General features: G+C 46.4%; 18 protein-coding genes. 12 read left to right on the top strand and 6 right to left on the bottom strand.

What is annotated here, in order from left to right:
• The first annotated feature begins 121 nt into the window (after positions 1-121).
• Positions 122-1606 (top strand): bifunctional 2-methylcitrate dehydratase/aconitate hydratase, encoded by a 1485-nt coding sequence (locus RJ32_RS14225; protein ID WP_034823130.1) that lies wholly within the window; start codon positions 122-124, stop codon positions 1604-1606.
• Between the two features lie 54 nt (positions 1607-1660).
• Here RJ32_RS14225 and RJ32_RS14230 read toward each other — a convergent pair whose 3' ends face one another.
• From RJ32_RS14230 to sppA, 3 genes are read right to left on the bottom strand one after another with little or no spacing between them, the layout of a single operon-like run.
• On the bottom strand, positions 1661-3004 hold the full coding sequence (locus RJ32_RS14230; protein WP_034823132.1) for a sodium-dependent transporter: 1344 nt from the start codon (positions 3002-3004) through the stop codon (positions 1661-1663).
• 33 nt (positions 3005-3037) lie between these two features.
• The gene (gene ansA, locus RJ32_RS14235) at positions 3038-4051 is read right to left on the bottom strand and encodes an asparaginase (protein WP_034823134.1); all 1014 of its coding nucleotides are present in this window, start codon (positions 4049-4051) and stop codon (positions 3038-3040) included.
• A gap of 38 nt (positions 4052-4089) precedes the next feature.
• Positions 4090-5940: a signal peptide peptidase SppA gene (gene sppA, locus RJ32_RS14240; RefSeq protein WP_011234575.1), complete on the bottom strand. Its 1851-nt coding sequence runs from the start codon at positions 5938-5940 to the stop codon at positions 4090-4092.
• Positions 5941-6048: 108 nt separating this feature from the next.
• Here sppA and RJ32_RS14245 point away from each other — a divergent pair, with 108 nt between their 5' ends.
• Positions 6049-6615, top strand: coding sequence for a nitroreductase family protein (locus RJ32_RS14245; RefSeq protein WP_011234574.1), 567 nt, complete (start codon positions 6049-6051; stop codon positions 6613-6615).
• Here RJ32_RS14245 and asnS read toward each other — a convergent pair.
• The gene (gene asnS / locus RJ32_RS14250) at positions 6612-8012 is read right to left on the bottom strand and encodes an asparagine--tRNA ligase (RefSeq protein ID WP_011234573.1); all 1401 of its coding nucleotides are present in this window, start codon (positions 8010-8012) and stop codon (positions 6612-6614) included. The two genes, RJ32_RS14245 and asnS, sit on opposite strands and share 4 nt — an antisense overlap.
• Positions 8013-8119: 107 nt before the next feature.
• Here asnS and RJ32_RS14255 point away from each other — a divergent pair, with 107 nt between their 5' ends.
• A complete protein-coding gene (locus RJ32_RS14255; RefSeq protein ID WP_011234572.1) occupies positions 8120-8479 on the top strand; it encodes a hypothetical protein in 360 nt (119 codons plus the stop codon).
• Here RJ32_RS14255 and bioA read toward each other — a convergent pair.
• Positions 8476-9771 carry an adenosylmethionine--8-amino-7-oxononanoate transaminase gene (gene bioA, locus RJ32_RS14260; RefSeq protein ID WP_034823136.1) on the bottom strand — a complete coding sequence of 432 codons (1296 nt, stop codon included), beginning with the start codon at positions 9769-9771 and terminating at the stop codon, positions 8476-8478. The genes RJ32_RS14255 and bioA overlap by 4 nt on opposite strands.
• A gap of 101 nt (positions 9772-9872) precedes the next feature.
• On the opposite strand from bioA, the gene bioB reads away from it, so the two are divergent.
• From bioB to RJ32_RS14295, 7 genes are all read left to right on the top strand, one after another.
• Positions 9873-10910 carry a biotin synthase BioB gene (gene bioB, locus RJ32_RS14265; RefSeq protein WP_011234570.1) on the top strand — a complete coding sequence of 346 codons (1038 nt, stop codon included), beginning with the start codon at positions 9873-9875 and terminating at the stop codon, positions 10908-10910.
• Positions 10911-10934: 24 nt separating this feature from the next.
• Entirely contained in the window at positions 10935-12065 is a 1131-nt protein-coding gene (locus RJ32_RS14270) for an 8-amino-7-oxononanoate synthase (protein ID WP_235598965.1), read from the top strand.
• A gap of 38 nt (positions 12066-12103) precedes the next feature.
• A complete protein-coding gene (locus tag RJ32_RS14275; protein ID WP_034823140.1) occupies positions 12104-12871 on the top strand; it encodes a methyltransferase domain-containing protein in 768 nt (255 codons plus the stop codon).
• Between the two features lie 18 nt (positions 12872-12889).
• On the top strand, positions 12890-13558 hold the full coding sequence (gene bioD, locus RJ32_RS14280) for a dethiobiotin synthase (RefSeq protein ID WP_034823142.1): 669 nt from the start codon (positions 12890-12892) through the stop codon (positions 13556-13558).
• A gap of 63 nt (positions 13559-13621) precedes the next feature.
• The gene (gene htpX / locus RJ32_RS14285) at positions 13622-14485 is read left to right on the top strand and encodes a protease HtpX (protein WP_034823144.1); all 864 of its coding nucleotides are present in this window, start codon (positions 13622-13624) and stop codon (positions 14483-14485) included.
• A gap of 72 nt (positions 14486-14557) precedes the next feature.
• On the top strand, positions 14558-15916 hold the full coding sequence (locus RJ32_RS14290; protein ID WP_034823146.1) for a class II 3-deoxy-7-phosphoheptulonate synthase: 1359 nt from the start codon (positions 14558-14560) through the stop codon (positions 15914-15916).
• A gap of 40 nt (positions 15917-15956) precedes the next feature.
• Positions 15957-16754 (top strand): DUF1338 domain-containing protein, encoded by a 798-nt coding sequence (locus tag RJ32_RS14295; RefSeq protein WP_034823148.1) that lies wholly within the window; start codon positions 15957-15959, stop codon positions 16752-16754.
• A 30-nt stretch (positions 16755-16784) separates the two neighbouring features.
• Here RJ32_RS14295 and RJ32_RS14300 read toward each other — a convergent pair whose 3' ends face one another.
• Positions 16785-17594, bottom strand: coding sequence for a pyruvate, water dikinase regulatory protein (locus tag RJ32_RS14300; protein ID WP_034823150.1), 810 nt, complete (start codon positions 17592-17594; stop codon positions 16785-16787).
• 107 nt (positions 17595-17701) lie between these two features.
• Here RJ32_RS14300 and ppsA point away from each other — a divergent pair, with 107 nt between their 5' ends.
• Both ppsA and RJ32_RS14310 read left to right on the top strand, forming a co-directional pair.
• Positions 17702-20068 carry a phosphoenolpyruvate synthase gene (ppsA, locus tag RJ32_RS14305; protein ID WP_034823152.1) on the top strand — a complete coding sequence of 789 codons (2367 nt, stop codon included), beginning with the start codon at positions 17702-17704 and terminating at the stop codon, positions 20066-20068.
• A gap of 2 nt (positions 20069-20070) precedes the next feature.
• Positions 20071-23100, top strand: coding sequence for an FAD-binding and (Fe-S)-binding domain-containing protein (locus RJ32_RS14310; RefSeq protein WP_034823154.1), 3030 nt, complete (start codon positions 20071-20073; stop codon positions 23098-23100).
• Position 23101: the final 1 nt, after the last annotated feature.

The raw sequence follows: 23101 nt of genomic DNA on the forward strand, positions 1-23101 counted from the left end.
TTTTTTTATCCTTTTCTTCCTGTTTCTTAACAGTTCATGGCGATCAAAAAGGCACTTTTCAGGGTACATATAGACAAACGAGTAGCACGTTCTGATAATAAAGTTAACTAAGGAGTCAGTGATGAGTACAACCGTTGAAAGTAATGAACGTCCCGACTACGACGAAGTCATTCAAACCATTGCAGACTATGTTATCGATTACAAAGTAGACAGTGAGGAAGCGTGGAATACGGCTCGTAACTGCCTGATGGATACCCTGGGGTGTGGCTTACTAGCGCTGCGTTTTCCTGAATGCAGTAAACATTTAGGCCCCCTGGTTGAAGGAACTATGGTTCCAAACGGCGCCCGGGTACCGGGAACTCAATTTCGTATGGACCCTGCTAAAGCAGCCTGGGATATAGGTTGTATTATTCGTTGGCTGGACTTTAATGACACCTGGCTGGCAGCCGAGTGGGGGCATCCTTCTGATAATTTAGGCGGCATACTGGCAACCGCTGACTATATTTCGCAAAAGCGAGTGTCTAAAGGTGAGAAGCCTTTAACCATGAAAACCGTTTTAGAAGCGATGATTAAAGCTCATGAAATTCAGGGTAATTTAGCCATAGAAAACAGTTTTAACCGGGTTGGTCTGGACCATGTTGTGTTGGTGAAGGTGGCCTCGACAGCTGTGGTTACCTGGTTAATGGGTGGCTCCAGAGAGCAGATTATGGCTGCTGTCTCGCAAGCCTGGGTTGATGGTCAGTCGTTGAGAACCTATCGGCACGCACCTAATGCCGGTTCGCGTAAATCCTGGGCTGCCGGCGATGCCACATCAAGAGCTGTACGTTTGGCCGACATAACCATGCGCGGTGAAATGGGAATTCCCGGGGCATTAACGGCTCCGCAGTGGGGCTTTTACGATGTGCTGTTTAATAAGACCAATAAAGACCAGCAGTTGAAACCGAAAGAGGATTGGAAATTTAAGTTTCAACGTGACTACGGCAGTTACGTAATGGAAAATATTTTATTTAAATTGTCTTTCCCGGCGGAGTTTCATGCTCAGACTGCCTGTGAAGCTGCGGTGACATTGCACTCAGAAGTTAAAGGCAGAATTGATGATATTGAGAAAGTTGAGATAACGACTCATGAGTCGGCTATTAGAATCATTTCAAAACAGGGGAAGCTGGCTAATCCGGCGGACAGAGATCATTGTTTGCAATACATGACTGCGGTACCGCTAATTTTCGGCGAGTTAACAGCTGATCACTACGAGAATAGTTTTCACGAAAATAACCCGGTTATTGATAGCATACGTGAAAAAATTGAAGTGCTTGAAGATAAGCAATTTAGCCAGGATTATCATGACCCGGAAAAGCGTTCTATAGCCAATGCGTTACAGGTATTCTTCAAAGATGGAACTCATACTGAAAAAGTTGTGGTGGAATATCCGATAGGCCACAGACGGCGCCGGGAAGAGGGCTTTCCTGTGCTAGAAAGCAAGTTTAAAGCGAATTTAGCTACTCGTTTCCCTGAGCCCCGGGTTAAATCGATTTTTGACCAATGCAGTCAGCAGCAATCTTTTGAAAATATTGCGGTTAACGAATTTATGGATATGTTTGTTATCTAATTGGCTTATAGAAAAAAGGCTCTTCAACTTATTGAAGAGCCTTTCCAACGGTTATTAACCGCGCCAGATAACTAGCAGAATCAGTATCGGACAAATGAACTTTACGTACCACGGCCATATCTTCCAGAATAAGCTTTTATCAATGTCTGGTGAGCCTTGTTTTAACGCTTTTAATAAATAATTTTGACGTAATACCCAGGTCAGCATAACACCGAACACTAAAGCCATTATTGGCTGCATATAAACCGTGCTAAAGGTAATAACGGCGCCAAAAAGTAACTCAAAATTATAGATTATCGTCGTGGAAATAGCGGTTACGATAAGCGCAATGATCCAGACGCCACTACTACGGTCGCAGTTTGCTTCTTCGCGTAATGCATTGACCGGTGCTTCCAGCATAGAAATAGATGAGGTAATAGCGGCAATAACCATTAGCAGGAAAAAGCCAAAAGACATAAATAGTCCAGCGTAACCTAGTGCATCAAACATCGCAGGTAATACGGTGAAAACTAAAGTATCCGCCGAAAGCAGAGTACCATCGTCTGCATAAATGGTGACGCCATTAGATTGTGCTACGAACATCGCTGGTAGAATGAGCAGGCCAGCTAAAAACGCAACGCTGGTATCAATGCCTGCTACCCAGGCTGCTGTTTTGGGTATGTTCTCGGAGTTTGAAAGGTACGCACCGTACGTCATCATGACACAAACACCGAGCGACAAAGAGAAGAATGCCTGCCCCATAGCCCGAATAATCAGGTTCGGATCGGTAATTGTTGAGAAGTCGGGAAGCAGATACATTTTCAGACCCTGTATCGCACCGTCCTGCGTTAAAATGTAAGCGGACATGCCAATCAACAATATGAACAATAATGGCATTAATCGTCTGGACCAGCGTTCTATGCCGTTGTTTACACCAGAACGTACAACGTAAACGGTTAACAGCATAAAAAATATCATGGTAGTTATATTTCGGGAAACCGAAAACTCTGTAAACCATAGAGCAGTTTCAGGCTGACCGATTAAAACCATCAGTGGTGCCAGCATATAAGAAACAAGCCACCCCGATACAATGGCGTAAAAACTCAATATTAAGCTTAAGACAATAAGGCCGATGACCCCGGCGATAGCACCTGAGCCTCTTAAAAAGGGTTTACTGGATAAGTTACGTAATGCTTCTATTGGGTTCTGACGTCGTATACGGCCAATGGTTATTTCGGCTACCAGCATAGGATATGCCAGTAAAACAATCATAATCAGGTAGACCAATAGAAAAGCACCGCCGCCATTACTGGCGGCCTGGGTAGGGAAGCCCCAAATATTACCAACACCAACCGCTGAGCCAGCGGCAGCTAATATAAACCCTAATCGTGTTGCGAACGCAGGTGATGAATTTGCCATAATTTTTCTTATTATTATTTAAGCTGCGTCAAATTATGGCGGAGTTAATTCGCCACGTAAATTCTTCTGTAACAATTTCTGCATTTTACTTAGGCTCAAATCTTGTGACAGCAGATAATGCAATTTAGTCAGTGCCGCCTCAATGGTCATATCTGCCCCGGACACGATACCTATTTCAGCCAGAGCATTGCCGGTCGCATAGCCGTCCATATTGACCCGGCCGCGAAAGCATTGAGTACAGTTTAGAATGGTAATCCCCTGGTTAATTCCTTCTTTCAGGCTAGTCAGCAGTGCATCGTCTTGTGGCGCATTGCCGACACCGTAGCTTTGTAGAATCATGGCTTTTACCGGTTGTTGCAGCTGGTTTTTTATAATTTCAGCGGATATTCCCGGATAAAGCACGACCACACCGATTGGCTGAGGGGTCATTTCAATGACTTTTAATGGCTGGCTTGAGGGCTCTGAGAGCTCTCCTGCGTTTAACTGAATCTGGATTCCTGCTTCAAGTAAGGAAGGGTAGTTAGGGGAGGCAAAAGCATTAAATCCGTTAGCATCTGCTTTGGTCGAGCGATTCCCCCGGTAAAGCGTATTATTAAAGAACAAACCAACTTCAGGAATAGGGTAGTTCGCAGCCACATAAAGCGAATTGAGCAAGTTGGTCTGTCCATCAGATCGCAGGGCGGCTAAAGGTATCTGTGAACCAGTTACAATAACGGGTTTACTCAAATTTTGTAGCATAAAGGACAAAGCCGACGCCGTATAAGCCATGGTATCGGTACCGTGCAAAATGACGAAACCATCGTAATCGTCGTAGTTCCTTTCTATATCACGAGCAATGGTCACCCAGTCAGACGGCGCCATATTTGATGAGTCCATTAATGGTGAATATTCATTAATGGTAAATTCGGGCATTTCTTCCCGGAAAAACTCCGGCATGTTTTCAACGCACCGGCTCAGGTGTCCCGCAACCGGAACATAACCCTGAGCTGATTTTTTCATACCTATGGTGCCGCCAGTGTATGCGACATAAATCTTTTTACGAGGCAAAGTTCACTCCTGTGCTCTGCGAAATAACCGCGATAATTCTATCGCGGTTGAAGGCAGAGTGCACAGTAAGAGTAAACATTTTTAGGATCATTAAAGTTTTGTAAAACCGCAGTTTCAGATTTCACTTTATTAAGTGTACCCATTAACCAGTGTTGAGCCTCACCACCAACAGATGGAACAGGGAGATACTCTGAAGAGCTGTTAAACATGTTGGCAAAAAATTGCTCTTTCGATGACAACTCTTGTTGAACAATTTTTACATCGTAATCATCAATGGCTGCCAGCTCAGCGGCCGCCGCTACTGAGTCGTCAAAGTCTCCAAGTTGGTCAACTAATCCACGCTCCATTGCTTGTTTACCCGTCCAGATGCGGCCCTGAGCAACTTCATGCACATCGTCGCGGGACATGTTGCGAGCTTTGCTGACAATAGTCAAAAAGTCTTCATAGGTGGCTTCAACCGAGCTTTGCACCAATTTCTTTTGGTACTCAGTCATTTCTTCCAGTGGATTTAAACCTTGTATCTCAGTCGTACTGACAGTATCGCTATGAACGCCAATAGCAGCCAGACTGTCTTCTAAAGTCATTAACAGGCCAAAGACACCAATTGAACCGGTAATGGTAGTTGGTGCGGCCACAATTTTATCGGCATCTGCTGCTATCCAATAACCACCAGATGCTGCCACGGTGCTCATTGATGCCACAACCGGAATACCGGCTTCTTTTGCCTGGAGGATTTCCTGACGGATAATTTCAGAGGCAAAGGCACTTCCGCCGGGGCTGTCTATGCGCAGCACAATCGCTTTCGTCTGCTTGTTATTGCGTGCTTCACGAATCAGTTTTGCGGTGCTGTCACCACCAATCATACCGGCTTTTTGCGAACCGTTAACGATTTGCCCACGAGCAACAACAACCGCGATCTGGCTACGATCTGTCGGTTGCAGGCTTTCCGGGACTTCCATTTCAGTCGCCAGATAGTTGTCGTAGGTAATATGACGGAAGGTATCTTCTTCTTTGTCGTATCCGGCTAAATTGATGAGCTCGTTACGAACTTCGGTACGTGTACGCAGCGCATCAACCATGTTTGTTTCTAGCGCCATTTTGGCCATATCGCCATTGGCACTGTTAAAGGCCGACATGTAATCATCAACTTTACCACTGGTAACCAACGGATTAATGTTACGGGCCGCTGTCACATCGGTGCGGAAGCTATCCCACAAAGCTGAATAAAGAAACTCATTGGCTTCACGTGCTTCATCAGACATGTCGTTACGAATAAAAGGTTCAACAGCCGCTTTAAATTTACCGACCTTAAAGACTTGAGGCTGAACTTTAAGCTTGTCGAGTAAGTCCTTAAAGTAAAGTTGAGTGTAATCAAGCCCTTCAAATACAACTCCGCCCATTGGGTTTAGGTAAAGCTGATCTGCATGCGCTGCAAGATAATACTGATGCTGATCATAGTAATCAGCATTACTGATAATGGGTTTACCAGAGGTACGGAAATCGTCAAGAGCCTCGGCAACTGCCTGTAACTTATTGAGTCCGCTTGGGTACAAGTTTTGTAAGTTTAAATACAGTGCGCCTATACGTTCGTCTGTTTTGGCTTTCTCAATTGAGTCGACCACATCAGATAACAGAACTTCGGGGATATCATCACTGCTTCCCATAGCTTCATTCAGGAATTGACTAAAAGGATCAACCCAAGTCTTCTCTTCAACCAGCATGCCATTAGGGTTAAGAACCAGAATGCCATTCTCCGGTACTTCGATAGGATCCTCTCCGCTAAATAGACTAACGAGAAAAACCGCGAGGATTAAAAAGAATACAAGGTTCAAAATGACCTTGCGCGTACCGTTGATTATTTTCCACAAATAACTGAAGATTGAGCGCATATTTAAATTCTCATTAGCTAATAAAAACAGGCCTTAGCATATCGAATGTGCGAGTAACAGACCAGTCAGAGAATGTAACTAACCATTACACATTGAATAAGGTGAAGTATGAATGCCGAAGAGTTATTAACCAGCCGTTCCTCCATGCCGCGTTTGAGTGAACCCGGTCCTACTATAGAGCAACTGGAGTTAATTAAGGCCGCAGCTGTTCGTGCGCCTGATCATATGGGACTAACGCCATATCAGTTTATTCAGTTTCAGGGAAAAGAGAGGCAGGTTCTGGCGGATATCTACCAGCAGGCTGCGCGTCTTAGCGACTTTTCAGAAACGGTCATAGAGCAGGCTGGGCAGCTGCCATTTCGGGCCCCAACGATAATTGTTTCTTGTCTGCGTTTTCAGGAGCACCCGAAAGTCCCCCGTGATGAGCAACTGTGTACGGTTGCCTGTGCCACTCACGGCATGCAGCAAGCGGCCTTTGCACAAGGTATAGGTGCTATTTGGCGTACCGGATGGATGGCCGAGGACGACTTTATCAAGGAGCAGTTGGGATTGTCTGTGGACGACGCCATTGTCGGCTTTCTGTACGTAGGGACACCTGCAGTCCCTACGCCAATAAAGCCTCAGAAAGATTCATCACCGTTTTTTATGAACGGTAATGACTTAGTGCTGGATTAAAATTCGGCACTTTTCGGAGCCCGTGGGAAAGGTATAACGTCACGAATATTTTGTACGCCGGTGACATAAGCCACTAAGCGCTCAAAACCCAGGCCAAAACCGGCGTGAGGAACGGTACCGTAACGACGCAAATCGCGGTAGAAGCCGTATTCTTCTTTTGGCAGGTTCATTTCGTCAATTCGCTGGTCAAGAATGTCTAAACGTTCTTCACGGGCGGAACCACCGATAATTTCCCCAATACCCGGCGCTAAAACGTCCATAGCGGCAACGGTTTTGCCATCTTCGTTCTGGCGCATGTAAAAGGCTTTAATATCGCGCGGATAGTTTTTCAGAATAATTGGTGCGCCGACATGTTCTTCAGCTAAATAACGCTCGTGCTCTGATTGTAAATCCACACCCCATTCAACCGCGTATTCGAATTTTCTATCGCAGTTCTTCAGTATCTCAATGGCGTCGGTGTAATCCATGTGCACAAAGTCATTATTTACAATGGCTTCTAAACGGCTGATAGCGTCAGAGTTAATGCGTTCGGCAAAGAACGCCATGTCGTCCGGGCGCTCTTCCAGAACGGCTTTAAACACATACTTAAGCATGGCTTCGGCTAAGCCGGCAACATCATCTAAAGTTGCAAACGCCAGCTCGGGTTCTACCATCCAGAATTCAGACAAGTGACGGCTGGTGTTCGAGTTTTCAGCACGGAAGGTTGGGCCGAATGTATAAACTTTAGATAAAGAGCAAGCGTAAGACTCTACGTTCAGCTGACCCGACACCGTTAAAAACGCTTCTTTACCGAAAAAGTCTTCAGAGTAGTCGACTTCGCCTTTATCTGTTTTCGGGATATTCAGCATGTCCAGTGTTGAAACACGGAACATCTCACCGGCACCTTCACAATCGGAAGTCGTGATGATTGGTGTACTCACCCACAAATAACCTTCCTCATGGAAGAAGCGATGAATAGCCTGAGATAACGCATTACGAACACGCATGACCGCACCGGTAATGTTGGTACGCGGACGCAAATGCGCGTATTCACGTAAGTATTCCATGCTATGACGTTTAGGAGCCATAGGGTAGGTATCGGGATCTTCCACCCAGCCATATACATGAACTTTGGTTGCCTGCAGTTCAAATGACTGACCTTTGCCCTGAGAAGGGACAACAACACCGGTAATAGCTACAGAACAACCGGTCGTCAGTTTCTGCACTTCATTACTGTAATTGGGAAGTTCTGCCGGAACCACGGCCTGAATGGCATCAAAGCATGAGCCATCGTGCAAGTTAATAAATGAAATACCGGCTTTCGAGTCACGGCGGGTGCGTACCCAGCCCCGGACTGTGACGGTCTCATCGACAGCGACTTTTCCCGTCAGAACATCCACTACAGAAGCATACGACATGAGTTGGTTTTCTCCGAAATTTACACTATTTTGCTATAGAAAGGTTGCTATGTTACCGCGCTTTGGCGCAGACTCAAGTATAACCCCTGATAACCGAGAGAAAAATTATGAAAAGGGGATCCTTAGCGGATTTAAAGCAGGTACCATTTTGGTCCCGTGTTCTGGGATGGCTGTCTATTTTCGGCTGGTTTATCTTTGTCGTTGCCGCTATCGTTTTCAATTATGCAAAACCTGAGCGCGATACCATTTTGACTGAAATTTTTGGTATTCCTGTTCGCGAAGACTGGCTCATCACATTAGGTGACTTATTCGTTATTCTTTTAGTTATTGGCCTTTGTGTGAGTCTGCTCAGCTTTGTTCTTAATTATGTTCTTTTCCGCAAGGACAAACAGCATTTGTGGATCAATATCCTGATACTGATCATGAGTTGTTTGGGTGGCTTGTCGGTTTATTTCTTTGGTTATTAAGCCTTAATAGAGCTCTGAGTTTCAACGTAGTCTTTCATGGCAACGGTTAAACGGCTGAGCTCGTTCGTAGAAATAACATAAGGCGGCATAATATAAAGTAAGCGTCCGAACGGGCGTATCCATACCCCTAATTCAACAAAACGCTTCTGCGCAATGGCAACATCAATGGGGTGGTGCATTTCTAATACGCCAATAGCCCCAAAAACTCGTGCGTCTTTTACTGCATCACATTCAGCCAGGGGAAGAAGTTGCTGCTTTAACTGAGCTTCGATTTCAGCAACCTGTTGCTGCCACTTACCCTCAGCAATAATCGCCAGTGACTCAGCTGCAACCGCGCAGGCTAAAGGATTCCCCATAAAAGTAGGGCCGTGCATTAATGCGCCTCCGCCGGGGCCGTGACCAATGGTTTCTGCTACCTGTTTCGTGGTTAGCGTGGCTGCCAGCGTCATGTAACCACCGGTCAGAGCTTTACCAACGCAGAGAACATCAGGCGTAATTCCAGCGTGTTCACAGGCGAATAACTTGCCGGTACGACCAAACCCTGTTGCAATTTCATCCGCTATCAGTAATACGTCAAAATCGTCGCAAAGCTGGCGTATTAGCCTTAGGTATTCAGGGTGATAAAAACGCATGCCACCGGCTCCCTGAACAACAGGTTCAAGAATAACCGCCGCCAACTCATGGTGGTGTTGCTCGAACCAGTGTCTGAGTTCGTCACCAGCAGTCTCTGCCCAGTCATCGTCCGGGGTTAGTCTGGGGGCTTCAGCAAAAAGCTGGGAGTTAATAGCTCTGTTAAAAAGATGGTGCATGCCGTTGACCGGGTCGCAAACCGACATCGCTTTAAACGTGTCGCCGTGGTAGCCGCCTTTTATGGTTAGTAGTCGGTGCTTCTCCGGACGTTCTTGCGCCAGCCAGAACTGCAAGGCCATTTTTATGGCAACTTCAACGCTGACAGAGCCTGAATCGGCAATAAATACTCGTTGTAGAGGCTCAGGAGTCAGTTCAATAAGACGTCGAGCAAGATCAATCGCGGGTTGATGCGTGATACCGCCAAACATAACGTGGCTCATTTTATCTATCTGACGGTGAGCAACGGCATCTAAGCGTGGATTGCGGTATCCGTGAGTAACAGCCCACCAGGAAGACATGCCATCAACCACCTCATGGCCGGTATCCAGAGTTAATCTGCAACCTTTTGCTGACTCAACTTTATAAGCAGGTAAGGGGTTCAGCATAGAGGTATATGGGTGCCAAATGTGCTGTCGATCAAACTCAATATCGCTTTTGCTCATAAATTAAACTATTGTAAAGTATTAAACTGAAAGTATATTGACAGTGTATCGGGCTGGATTATTCTAGTCGACCATAATTTGCCAAGCACACGAGATTTACCATGCCACAAATTCGTAACGACTGGACCATTGAAGAAGTTCAGAATCTTTTGCAGATGCCGTTGAACGATTTAGTTTTCGAAGCACAAACAGTGCATCGTCAGCACTTTAACCCGAACGAAGTTCAGGTCAGTACCTTGTTGTCGATTAAAACCGGTGCCTGCCCCGAAGACTGTAAGTATTGCCCGCAGAGCGCCCATTATCACACCGGGTTGGATCGCGAGCGCCTGATGGCAGTTGAAAGTGTGCTGGCTGAAGCACAGGCAGCGAAAGAGAAGGGCGCGAGCCGTTTTTGCATGGGCGCCGCCTGGCGTAATCCGAAAGACCGCGATATGCCTTACGTCATTGAAATGATCAAAGGCGTGAAAGCATTGGGTTTGGAAAGCTGTATGACACTTGGCATGTTAAGTAATGAACAGGCAAAAATGCTGCAGCAGGCCGGCCTTGATTATTACAACCACAACCTCGATACCTCTCCGGAATTCTACGGTGATATCATTACCACCCGAACTTATCAGGATCGCCTTAATACGCTGAATAATGTGCGAGACGCAGGTATGAAAGTTTGTGCCGGAGGCATTGTTGGTATGGGCGAGAGCGTCACCGACCGAGCCTCTTTATTAGTGCAGTTGGCGAATTTGCCTAAGCACCCGGAAAGCGTACCGATTAATATGCTGGTTAAAGTAGAAGGCACGCCTTTTGCCAAATTGGAAGACTTAGATAACTTTGAATTTGTGCGTACCGTTGCCGTAGCCCGTATTTTAATGCCAGCTTCGCATGTACGTTTGTCCGCCGGCCGTGAAGACATGAACGATGAAATGCAGGCGTTGTGCTTTCTCGCCGGTGCTAACTCAATCTTCTATGGTGAAAAACTGCTGACCACAGCGAACCCTGAAGCAGATGCCGATTTACGTTTATTCGAGCGTCTGGGCATTAAGCCTGAACAGCGCGACGGCTATGATGATGAAGTTCACACCGCGGTTATTGAAGATGCGATTAAAGAACAGCAAAACCCTGTTCGATACTACGACGCGTCTTAGTAGAGAATAGGCAGAGAATAGAGAGTGGAGAAAATCGTGTCGGGGTATGAGCAGCGGCTTAATGAGCGTAAAGATTCTTCGCTGTTTCGCTCGCGAAAGGTACGTAGCTCCGACGCTCATTGGCAATTGGATTTCAGTACCAATGATTACCTCGGCTTAAGCCAGCATCCGGATATAAAGCGTGTGTTTAAGCAAGCTATTGATACCTGGGGTGTTGGCAGTACTGGCTCACCGTTACTCAGCGGTTACAGTAAAGTTCATCAGGAACTGGAAGAGTTGCTGGCCGAGTGGATGAATAAACCCAGGGCTTTGCTGTTTAATTCAGGTTTCGCAGCAAACCACGGCGTGCTGACAACCCTGATCGATAAACAACAAAAGCTGTTCGCCGACAAACTGGTTCATGCGTCAATAATTGACGGTATGCAGCACGGTGAAGGGCGTTTTAAGCGGTTTCCGCATAACCAACCTGAACCAGTTGTTAGCAAAGCCAATCCGTGCGACTGGCTGGTGACCGAAGGTGTTTTTAGCATGGACGGAGACGCCTGTGATTTAAACCTGTTGGCTTATTTAAAGCGCAAGTATGGCCTCAAGATTATACTTGATGACGCCCATGGAGTAGGTGCTTATGGTGTACAGGGGAAAGGGTCATTATATGCGGACTCCGCTGTTGCCGATGTCATAACCGGCACCTTTGGTAAAGCGTTGGGCGTCGGTGGAGCCTTTGTTTGTGGTGGGGATGATGAAATTGAAAGTTTAATTCAGTTTTGTCGTGATTATATTTATTCCACTGCGATGCCGCCGGCTCAGGCCGCTGCAATAAAAGCCTCTGTAGAAATTGTACGCAGCGCAGAAGGCGATGACCGCCGCGGAAGACTTGCTGAGCGCATTCAGTATTTTCGGCAACAGCTGAAACGGCGCGGTTTAAAAACGATAGAATCAAACTCCACCATACAAACATGGTTATTTAACTCCGATGATGACGCGCTAAACATGGCAGCAAAACTACAGGCTCAGGGGTATTTATGCAGCGTTATTCGTCCGCCAACGGTTCCTGCGGGAAGCTCCCGTATTCGCTTTAGCTTAACGTCAGAAATGTCGACGCCCGAACTTGCTCAATTTTGGAGTCGGGTAGATAGGATTCTTAGCCAGTTATGAAGTCTCCGTTATGAAATCTAAGTTATGAAACCTCCGTTATGAAAATAATGAATTTTCAACAGGCTGTTGCGCGGCAGTTCAATAAGGCGGCAAAAGACTATCACCAGCACGCAAGTATTCAGCGCTTAACAGCCAACCGGCTATTAAGCCTCGGGCCGGCTAATGTGAATCAGGCGCTTGACGTTGGCTGTGGTCCCGCGTCAACGACAGCAGACCTCTTACTCCGGGCAAATCATTATCTTGGTGTTGATATTGCTCCGGCTATGTTGTCTAAAGCTGCCGCTGATTATCCGGAACTGAGTTGGCTTAATGGCGAGTGGGAAGCTTTGCCAGTAGCTGACAATTCAGTCGACTGGCTTTTCGCTAATTTGTCTATGCAATGGGTCGATAATTTGCAAAATGCGATGAGTGACGCTTATCGAGTTTTAAAGCCGGGTGGGGTTGTAACCGTTAATACCGTTATTGAGGGCACTTTCAACTCTTTCACAAAAAGCTGGAATGAAGTGGACGATTTGCAACATACGCACCGCTTTAAATCTGCAGAGAGGGTGCAGAATGAAGTCGACTCAGTTAACTGGCGTCATTCAGAATTCGTGACAGAAGAACACACCCAGTATTTTGCCAGTGTCCGTGAACTTATAGGTAGTATTAAGGGAGTTGGTGCCAACTATGTGAGGCGAACTGATAACGCCGGACTGATGACGCGCAACCGCTTACAGCAGTTGGAAAATGCCTTCGAAAATCATAGAAATTTGCAGGGATTGCCACTTGAATGGTCAATTCTTAATATTAAATTAGTTAAGTAGCATTGAGTTTAAGTTGATATGAACGCTTATTTTATTACCGGAACAGACACTGACGCAGGAAAAACCGTTGCAGCATGTGCTTTTGTTCAATACTTAGTAAAGCAGTCGCAACAAGTTGCGGTAATGAAGCCAGTTGCATCCGGTTGTCATTGGCAAAACGGGCAGTTGGTGAATGAAGATGCACTGAATTTAATGCGTCAGTCTAATACTTCCTTTGATTACGATAGAGTTAATCCTTATACCTTTGAAGCCGCAATTGCGCCTCATATTGCGGCAGCAGACAGTGGCGTGGTCATAGACAAAGAACGCCTGTTGAAAGCGGTAGACTGGTTTCATGAGCGGCCAATAGACAGTTTAGTGATTGAAGGTGCCGGTGGCTGGCAGTTACCTCTGGCTTCCGGACTGCGTATGCCGCAAGTGGTAAAGGAGGTTAATGCGAAAGTTGTGCTGGTGGTCGGGTTAAAACTGGGTTGCCTGAACCATGCGTTGCTTAGCCTGCAATCAATAAAGCAGGAAGGTTGCGATGTTGCAGGTTGGATTGCCGTGCAAACCGAGCCGGAGCCGATGCCGCGACAGGCCGAGAACCTGGCGTCTTTACGTGAGTTGCTGGACGAAAAAGAGCTCGCTAGTATTCCTTATTTGCCAGGCTGGACAGAGGAAGATTTGAGCATTTATTTCCATAAGTAAGATTGAAATACGACTAAATACCCCCACATAACTTAGCAGACTAAGTTCCCCGGAGTACGAGCAATGAAGAGAATTTTGCTGTTTTTAGCGACTAACATGGCCATTCTGCTGGTTGTTAGCGTGGTCTTTAATATTGTGATGGCGGTAACCGGCATTGATGCACAAGGGTCAGTGGGTTTACTGGTGTTCTGTGCACTGTTTGGTTTTGGTGGTGCGTTTGTATCGCTCTGGATATCACGCTGGATGGCAATTCGTTCAACCGGAGCCAGAGTCATAGAAAAACCACAGAACCAGTCTGAAGAATGGTTGTTCCGTACCGTTCAGCAACAGGCGCAAAAAGCAGGGGTTCCTATGCCTCAGGTCGCGGTTTATCAATCGCCGGAGCCTAACGCTTTTGCTACCGGGCGCAGTAAAAATGCTTCATTGGTTGCGGTCAGTACCGGACTATTACAAAGCATGAATGCTGACGAAGTTGAGGCGGTTCTTGCACATGAAATGAGTCATATTGCTAATGGCGATATGGTGACGCTGACCTTAATCCAGGGCGTGATAAATACGTTTGTCATGTTTTTTGCGCGGATCATTGCCAGCGCGATAATGCGGGGCGGTGATAACCAGCGGGGTGGTGGGTTCGCCTATTATGGTGTCGTGATGTTGCTGGAAATCGTATTTGGCGTCTTAGCCAGCACTATTGTTATGTGGTTCTCTCGTCAGCGTGAGTTCAGAGCAGATGCCGGGTCCGCAGATTTAGTTGGTAAACAAAAAATGATTGCTGCTTTACGTCGCTTACAGCAAGGCAAAGAGTCGGAACTCGATGGCACTATGCTGGCGTTTGGTATTAAAGGAAAACGCTCAACTATGTCGAAATTGTTTATGAGTCACCCGCCTTTAGAAGAACGAATTCATGCTCTTGAGCAACGGCGTTAGTCGTTGCTTTTCAAGGGATACAGAGGTACATTCTTAACTCTTACTCACCGATAAAGCGGATAAATTTTTGTTATGGCCCAATGGAGTGCGCGCAGTTGGCGCGATAAGCCAATAGAACAACAGCCGAAGTATTCCGATCCGTCGCAGTTGCAGGCAGTAGAACAGCAACTGAGTCAGTTCCCGCCACTGGTGTTCGCAGAAGAGATACGAGCGTTAAGAAACCAGTTAAAGAATGTCTGCGTAGGAGAAGGTTTCCTGCTGCAGGGCGGCGATTGTGCAGAGTCGTTTAGTGACTTCAACGCACCGAAAATTCGTGACACTTTTAAGGTCATTCTGCAGATGGCCATTGTCATGGCGTTTGCAGGCTCCTGTCCGGTGACAAAAGTTGCACGCATGGCGGGGCAGTATGCGAAGCCGCGCTCTAGTGACTTTGAAACCATTGGCGACCTCAGTCTGCCCAGTTACCGTGGTGACATCATTAATGGCTCAGAGTTTGAGGAAATGGCTCGTCAACCTGACCCTGAACGCATGATTAAAGCTTATCATCACTCCGCAGCGACCATGAACTTGTTGCGAGCATTTGCGCAGGGCGGTCTGGCCAACTTGCACAAGGTGCATAAATGGAACTTAAGTTTTATTGCCTCTAATCCGTTAAAAGAGCGTTACCAGAAAATAGCTGAAGAAATTCAGTCGGCGCTGCGCTTTATGGAAGTATTGGGCATTAACTCAGAGAATAACGCGGCCATTCACGAGACTTCGCTATTCACCTCGCATGAGGCATTGTTATTGCCTTATGAACAAGCTTTAACCCGCACTGACACATTAACCGGTTTGCCGTATGACTGCTCAGCGCATATGGTCTGGATTGGTGAACGTACTCGTAAGTTAGATCAAGCTCATGTCGAGTTTATGCGCGGCATTCATAACCCAGTTGGAGTAAAAGTGGGCCCAACCATGCCAGGGGATGAGCTCATTCAGTTAATTGACGCATTGAACCCTGACAACGAACCCGGACGTTTAACATTAATTACTCGTATGGGCGCCGATAATCTGGCTAATAAATTGCCCGAGTTAGTGCGCCGTGTAAAACAGGAAGGTCGTAACGTGGTCTGGTCAAGTGACCCCATGCATGGCAATACGATTAAGGCTGATAATGGCTTGAAAACCCGGAATTTTGACGCCATACATAAAGAATTAAGACATTTCTTTGCGATTCATCAAGCTGAAGGCACTTACCCAGGGGGCATCCATCTGGAAATGACCGGTGAAGATGTTACAGAATGTACCGGCGGTGCCTACCGTATAAGTGAAGCAGATTTGTCCAGTCGTTACCGGACTCAATGCGATCCACGACTGAATGCCGATCAAGTGCTAGAATTAGCGTTTTTAGTCGCAGAATCATTAAAAGCAGCTCGCAACGGCGCGGGTTGATCATCCCCTTTAACCGAATATTTAAGAGGTAATTTTTTATATGTCGCAACAGGTAGAAGTGTTATTTGAAAACTTGTGGCAAGATTATTTATCGCGTACACCTTCAGCAAAAAAGGTGCATCAAATTTTAGGCGAAGGGCATCCGATCGTTAATGATCATGTTGCTTTTCGGACTTTTGATATCAGTCCTGTTGGTCTGGAAGTACTGGCACAACATTTTCTGGACTTAGGTTACAAAGAGGGTGGTAACTACCACTTTGAAGCGAAAAAACTGCGTGCAAAACATTTTGAGCATGAAGACCCTGAATTGCCAAAAGTATTTATCAGCGAATTAATGACGGCTGAATTTTCTGATGAACTGCAGAGCAAAGTCAAAGATATGGTGGCTCAGGTTTCGGCTGAAGACACTAAAAAGCCGGACTTTCTTTATTCGGGTACGCACTGGAAAGTCAGTTATGCCGATTACCAGTCATTGCTCGAAGAAAGTGAGTACGCTGCGTGGATGGCTGCATTTGGCTATTGCGCTAACCACTTTACGGTCAGCGTTAACCAGTTACCGGGCTATAAAACGCTTGAGCAGGTAAACCAGAAGTTAAAAGACAATGGTTTCAAACTGAATACGTCTGGCGGCGAAATCAAAGGGTCTCCTGAAGTTTATCTGGAACAATCATCAACTATGGCTGACCGTCATCCAGTTGAGTTTTCTGATAAGACTGTTGAGATCCCTAGTTGCTTCTACGAGTTTGCTAAGCGCTACGAAATTGAAGAGGGCAAACTGTATACCGGCTTTGTTGCAGCGTCGGCGGACAAAATTTTTGAAAGCACCAACGCTAAATAAAGTGTAGCTTCTCAGAATGCTAGAGCGGCATTAATAACGGTGCCGCTCTAAGTTTGTTTTAGCCAGAATTTTTGCGGCTATCTCTTCTACTGAATAATGAGTTGAGTTGATAAAAGGTACTGCTTCCCGACTATAGAGCCTTTCAACTTCAGCGAGTTCAAACCGACACTGCGCCATAGAGGCGTACTGGCTGCCTTCCCGCCTTTGACTTCTAATTTCATGTAAACGCTGTGACGACAAGGTCAATCCAAATAGCTTATGGCGATACTGCTTTAGTTCTTTGGGTAACTGCAGCCGTTCAAAGTCGTCATCGTCGGTTAAAGGGTAGTTGGCAACTTTAATTCCGTATTGCATGGCCAGGTATAAGCTGGTCGGTGTTTTCCCTGTACGCGACACTCCAATTAAAATCAGGTCAGCTTTATCCAGCTGATTTAAGCGTTTGCCATCGTCGTTATCCAGCGCGTAGTTAATAGCATCTATTCTGAAGTTGTAGTTTTTATGCACACCATGGGTACGGTGTGTTTTCGGTTCCGCTTTAACGCCAAGCTCTTTTTCCACCGGCGCAACAAAGTGGTCTAAAAAGTCGTAACAAATGCCTCCACAGTCGGTAATTTTTGCTTTTAGCTTCTCGTTAACGAAAGTATGGAAGATTAAAGGCGGCTCACCACTGTCGGAAACGGCTTTTTTTATTGTTTTACACACCTCATTTGCTTTTTCCTGATTATCGATAAAAGGTAATGTTTTGTGCTCAAAATTGACCGGGAACATGGACAAAAGCGCGTGACCAAAGGCCTCGGCGGTTAATGCTGTACCATCTGAAATGTAAAATGCATAGCGCACTGGCAAATCTCTTTTTAACCGATTGTAGGTTCGATATTAACTTGTTGGGCCACAGCGTGTAAAATAGATGCCACTTCCATGCCGAAAAATCAATTAAGGATTGTGACGTGCAAGAATACGTAGTTTGGTACCAACATCTGGGAATGCAGGACGTAAACCGAGTGGGTGGCAAAAATGCCTCGCTGGGTGAGATGATCAGTAACTTAGCCGGAGCAGGAGTTGAAGTGCCCGGTGGTTTTGCAACAACGGCTGATGCCTATAACCAGTTTCTGGAGCAAAGTGGTTTAAACGATCGTATTCACGATTTGCTCGACACGCTTGATGTTGACGACGTACAGGCCTTGGCTCAGGCTGGCAAAAAAATCCGCCAATGGATTATTGATACGCCTTTTCAACCAGAATTTGAAGCAGCTATTAAAGACGCTTTTGCTGAGTTAAGTGAAAACAACGACGAATTTAGCTTTGCGGTACGCAGTTCTGCGACGGCAGAAGATATGCCGGATGCTTCATTTGCCGGCCAGCAGGAAACCTTCCTGAATGTACGTGGCTTAAGTAGTGTAATGGAAGCCATTAAACACGTGTTTGCTTCATTATTTAACGACCGCGCTATTTCCTATCGCGTTCACCAGGGCTACGACCACCGCGGTGTTGCGTTGTCGGCTGGTATACAACGTATGGTACGCAGTGACATTGCCTCTTCCGGTGTTATGTTCAGCATTGATACAGAGTCAGGTTTTGATGACGTGGTTTTCATTACCTCATCTTACGGTCTTGGTGAGATGGTCGTGCAGGGGGCGGTTAACCCAGATGAATTCTACGTACATAAACCAACCTTAAAAGCAGGGCGCCCTTCAGTATTGCGCAGAACTCTGGGCAGCAAGAAAATTCAAATGATTTTCTCTGACGACAGAGAACATGGAAAACAGACATTAATAGAAGACATAGAAAAGTCGAAGAGCCTGACCTTCTCGGTAACAGACGAAGAAGTCGAAACACTGGCTAAGCAAGCTCTTATCATTGAAGAGCATTATGGTCGTCCAATGGACATTGAGTGGGCAAAAGATGGCGTCGACGGCAAGCTGTATATTGTTCAGGCACGTCCTGAAACGGTTCAGTCAAACCAAAAAGGGCAAGCCATTGAGCGTTTTGCGTTAAAAACTAAAAGCGACGTTGTCTGCACAGGGCGCGCTATTGGCCAGCGTATTGGTCGTGGTGTTGCTCGTGTTCTGAATGACATTAGCGAAATGGATAAAGTGCAGCCGGGCGATGTATTAGTTACCGACATGACCGACCCTGACTGGGAACCAATTATGAAACGTGCGGCGGCCATTGTTACTAACCGCGGTGGTCGTACTTGCCACGCAGCTATTATTGCACGCGAACTGGGTATTCCGGCGGTTGTTGGTTGCGGTGATGCAACTGACCATATCAGTAATGGTCAGGCCGTTACGGTTTCTTGTGCCGAAGGCGACACCGGTTATATCTACCAGGGTGAACTGGACTTTGATATTACCGAATCACAAATTGATGCCATGCCGGATCTACCGTTAAAAATTATGATGAACGTGGGTAACCCGGATCGAGCCTTCGATTTCGCCAGCTTACCTCATGCCGGTATTGGTCTGGCTCGTCTGGAGTTTATTATCAACCGGATGATAGGGGTTCACCCTAAAGCCTTGCTTAATTATGACCAGCAAAGCGACGAATTGAAGCAGACGATTGATAGCATGATGGCCGGCTACAGCAGCCCTCGCGAATATTACGTAGCGCGTTTAGCCGAAGGAATTTCTACCTTGGGAGCCGCATTCTCTCCAGAACGCGTCATTGTGCGCATGTCTGACTTTAAGTCGAACGAATACGCGAATCTTATTGGCGGAAAACAGTATGAGCCGGGTGAAGAGAACCCAATGCTGGGCTTCCGGGGCGCGTCGCGTTACATCTCAGAAGAGTTCCGGGACTGCTTTGCATTAGAGTGTGAAGCAATTAAACGCGTTCGTAACGATATGGGTCTGACCAATATCGAAATCATGATCCCGTTTGTCAGAACTCTTGAAGAAGGGCGTAAAGTAATTGAACTTCTGGCCGAGCAAGGGCTGGTTCAGGGCAAAAATGGCCTGCGCGTTATTATGATGTGTGAACTGCCTTCTAATGCTCTGCTGGCCGATGAATTCCTCGATATCTTCGACGGTTTCTCTATTGGCTCTAATGATTTAACCCAGTTAACTTTAGGTTTGGATCGTGATTCCGGTGTTATCGCGCACTTATTTGATGAGCGTGACGAAGCTGTGAAGAAACTGCTGGCAATGGCCATTCAAACGGCGAAGAAACGCGGTAAGTACGTTGGTATTTGTGGTCAGGGCCCGTCGGATCATCCTGATTTTGCAGCCTGGTTGGTTGATCAGGGCATTGATTCGGTATCGCTGAACCCGGACACCGTTATTGAAACCTGGATGTACCTGGCGGAAAACCTATAAGTATGACTGTATTACCTGAGATTGCTGCTGAGAATGCGTTACCAGATGACTACCGGCACTTTATTGAGCAGGTAAGAAGCTCAGAGTTTGCAGGTGAAATTGACGTGAGTTATTCGGGCCGTTTAATCGCGGCCACGGATAACAGCGTTTACCAAAACCTGCCTCAGGCCGTTTTGTATCCTCTTAATCAAACCGACCTTGTATTGCTGATGAAGCTGGCAGGTCAGGAAAACAATAGCAGTGTGCAGTTCTCTCCCCGTGGAGGTGGCACCGGCACCAATGGGCAGTCTTTAACTTCCGGTATTGTGGTGGACTTAAGTCGCCACATGAATAAAGTACTGGAAGTTAACCCTAAAGAGGGCTGGGTGCGAGTGCAGGCCGGGGTGGTAAAAGATCAGCTCAACGATATTTTGCGCCCTCATGGCTATTTCTTTTCACCTGACTTATCGACCAGTAACCGTGCGACTCTTGGCGGGATGATCAATACCGACGCGTCCGGTCAGGGCTCCTTAGTTTATGGTAAAACCAGCGACCATATTCTTGGTTTAAAGACTGTACTGCTTGACGGTTCTGTACTTGATAGCGGACCGGTTTCGCTTGAACAGGCCGAAACTGTTGCACAGCAGGATAATCGCATTGCCCGAATTTACAGACAGATTATTGATACCTGTGTCGGTGAAGCTGAGAGTATTCATGATAAATTTCCGCCGCTGAATCGGTTTTTAACCGGTTATGACTTGAAACATGCCTATAACGCCGAGCAGCAAAAGATAGATGTTTCGCGAATAATTGCGGGCTCAGAAGGAACCTTAGGGTTTGTCAGTGAAGCCCGGCTGAATATTACTCCTATTCCCAAACACCGGGTGTTGGTGAACGTAAAGTATTCAAATTTTCAGGCTGCTTTAGAAAACTCGCCTTTTTTAGTTGATGCCAAAGCAACATCAGTAGAGACCGTTGACAGTACCGTACTGAATCTTGCACGTCAGGATATAATCTGGAAGTCGGTTGAACCACTGTTGTCTGATGTTGAAGGTCAGCGAATGGATGGCATCAACATGGTTGAGTTCACGGGGTTAAATCAGGAAGAAATAGACAGCAAAGTTAACTCTTTAACCCAACGCCTGGACAAGCTGATTAAAAGCAAAGACAGCAAAGGTGTGATTGGCTATCAAGTCTGTGATGATTTATCCAGTATCCAGCTTATTTATGCGATGCGGAAAAAATCGGTAGGCTTGCTGGGCGCAACTAAAGGACGCCGTAAACCCGTAGCTTTTGCTGAAGACACCGCTGTACCGCCGGAGAAACTGGCTGATTTTATTAACGAGTTTCGTGCTCTTTTAGACGCTAACGGCCTGCATTACGGCATGTTTGGGCATGCAGATGCCGGAGTTTTGCATGTGCGCCCGGCACTGGATTTGTGTGAGCCTGAAGATGAAGTCATGCTCAGACAAATCAGTGATAAAGTTGCCGAGCTGACACAAAAGTACGGTGGACTCATGTGGGGCGAACACGGTAAAGGGTATCGCTCAGAGTACGTACCGGCATTTTTTGGTGAGCATCTCTATACCGAATTGCAAAAAATTAAGGCCAGCTTTGACCCCTTTAACCAGCTAAACCCGGGGAAAATCTGTACGCCGTTTAACACCAATGCCGAGCTTATTTCTGTCGATGCCGTTAAGCGCGGCTTCTTTGATCGTCAAATACCGGTGGCTACACGCGACAGCTATAAAAATGCGATGGACTGTAACGGTAATGGCTTGTGCTTTAATTACGATCCTAAGTCCGCTATGTGCCCCTCTTATAAGATAACGCGGGACCGTCGTTATTCTCCTAAAGGGCGGGCAGGGCTTTTGCGTGAATGGTTGCGGTTAACTCACAACGCCGGCTATAACGCGGCTGAAAAGCCAGAATCATTTGGCTTTGCCAAACGCCAGCTTAACCGGTTTACCGGAAAAAATGACTTCAGCCACGAAGTGAAAGAGTCCATGGACAAATGCCTGGCTTGTAAGGCGTGTACCAACCAATGCCCAGTCAGTGTCGATGTGCCGACGTTCCGTGCTCGTTTTTATGATCATTACTACAGTAAATACGCTCGTCCGTTAAAGGACTATCTGGTCAAAGGTATTGAAAAGACCGCGCCGATAGCGAGTAAGTTTCCCCGGTTGAGCAATTTACTGATTAATAATCCGTTAAGCCGGTTTGTGCTCAAATATGGTATTGGCTATGTCGATACGCCGTTATTCTCAACGCCCAACTTAAGAACCGCCTGGCGTCGAAACGGGCTTATTGAGTTAACCACAGAGCAGATAATGAGTTTGACCGAGGATGAGAAGTCAAACTCGGTGGTTATTGCGCAGGACCCGTTCACAACCTTCTACGAGGCCGATTTGGTTCTAAAACTGGGTCTGCTTATCAAAAAGTTAGGTTACACACCGATTTTACTGCCGTTCTTAGGACATGGTAAAGCGCAGCACGTAAAAGGCTTTATCAGCGACTTTGAGAAAACAGCCGAAAAGGTGACCGAGCAGTTAAAACCTATTTCTGATGCTGGTATTCCATTAATTGGGCCCGACAGCTCTACAGCATTGATATTCCGGGACGAGTATCGCAAGGCGAGCGATGGTCAACTACCAGAAGTTAACGTAATGACGGTTGTAGAATGGCTTAATACCTTGAACTTTGATGATATCAGTTCATTCAGTACCAGCCGCTACGGTCTAATGCTGCACTGTACCGAACAGAGTTTCGTACCTGAGTCAGCTAAACAGTGGCAAGCCTTATTTCAAAATCTGGGGCTGAAGCTGAATATTGTTAATGTGGGCTGTTGCGGCATGGCCGGTACATTTGGTCATGAGAAACAAAACCAGGAAGACAGCCGTGGACTTTATCAAATGGGCTGGCAACAAGCGGTTCAGGAATACGGAAGCAGTGGAGTACTGGTTACTGGATTCTCGTGTCGCTCACAAATAAAACGGATAGAAAAAAAGCGGGTGAGACACCCGCTTGAGATAATCTTACAAAGCCTGAGTTAAC

This window comes from Idiomarina sp. 28-8, assembly GCF_000320945.2.
GTDB classification, from domain to species: Bacteria; Pseudomonadota; Gammaproteobacteria; order Enterobacterales; family Alteromonadaceae; genus Idiomarina; species Idiomarina loihiensis.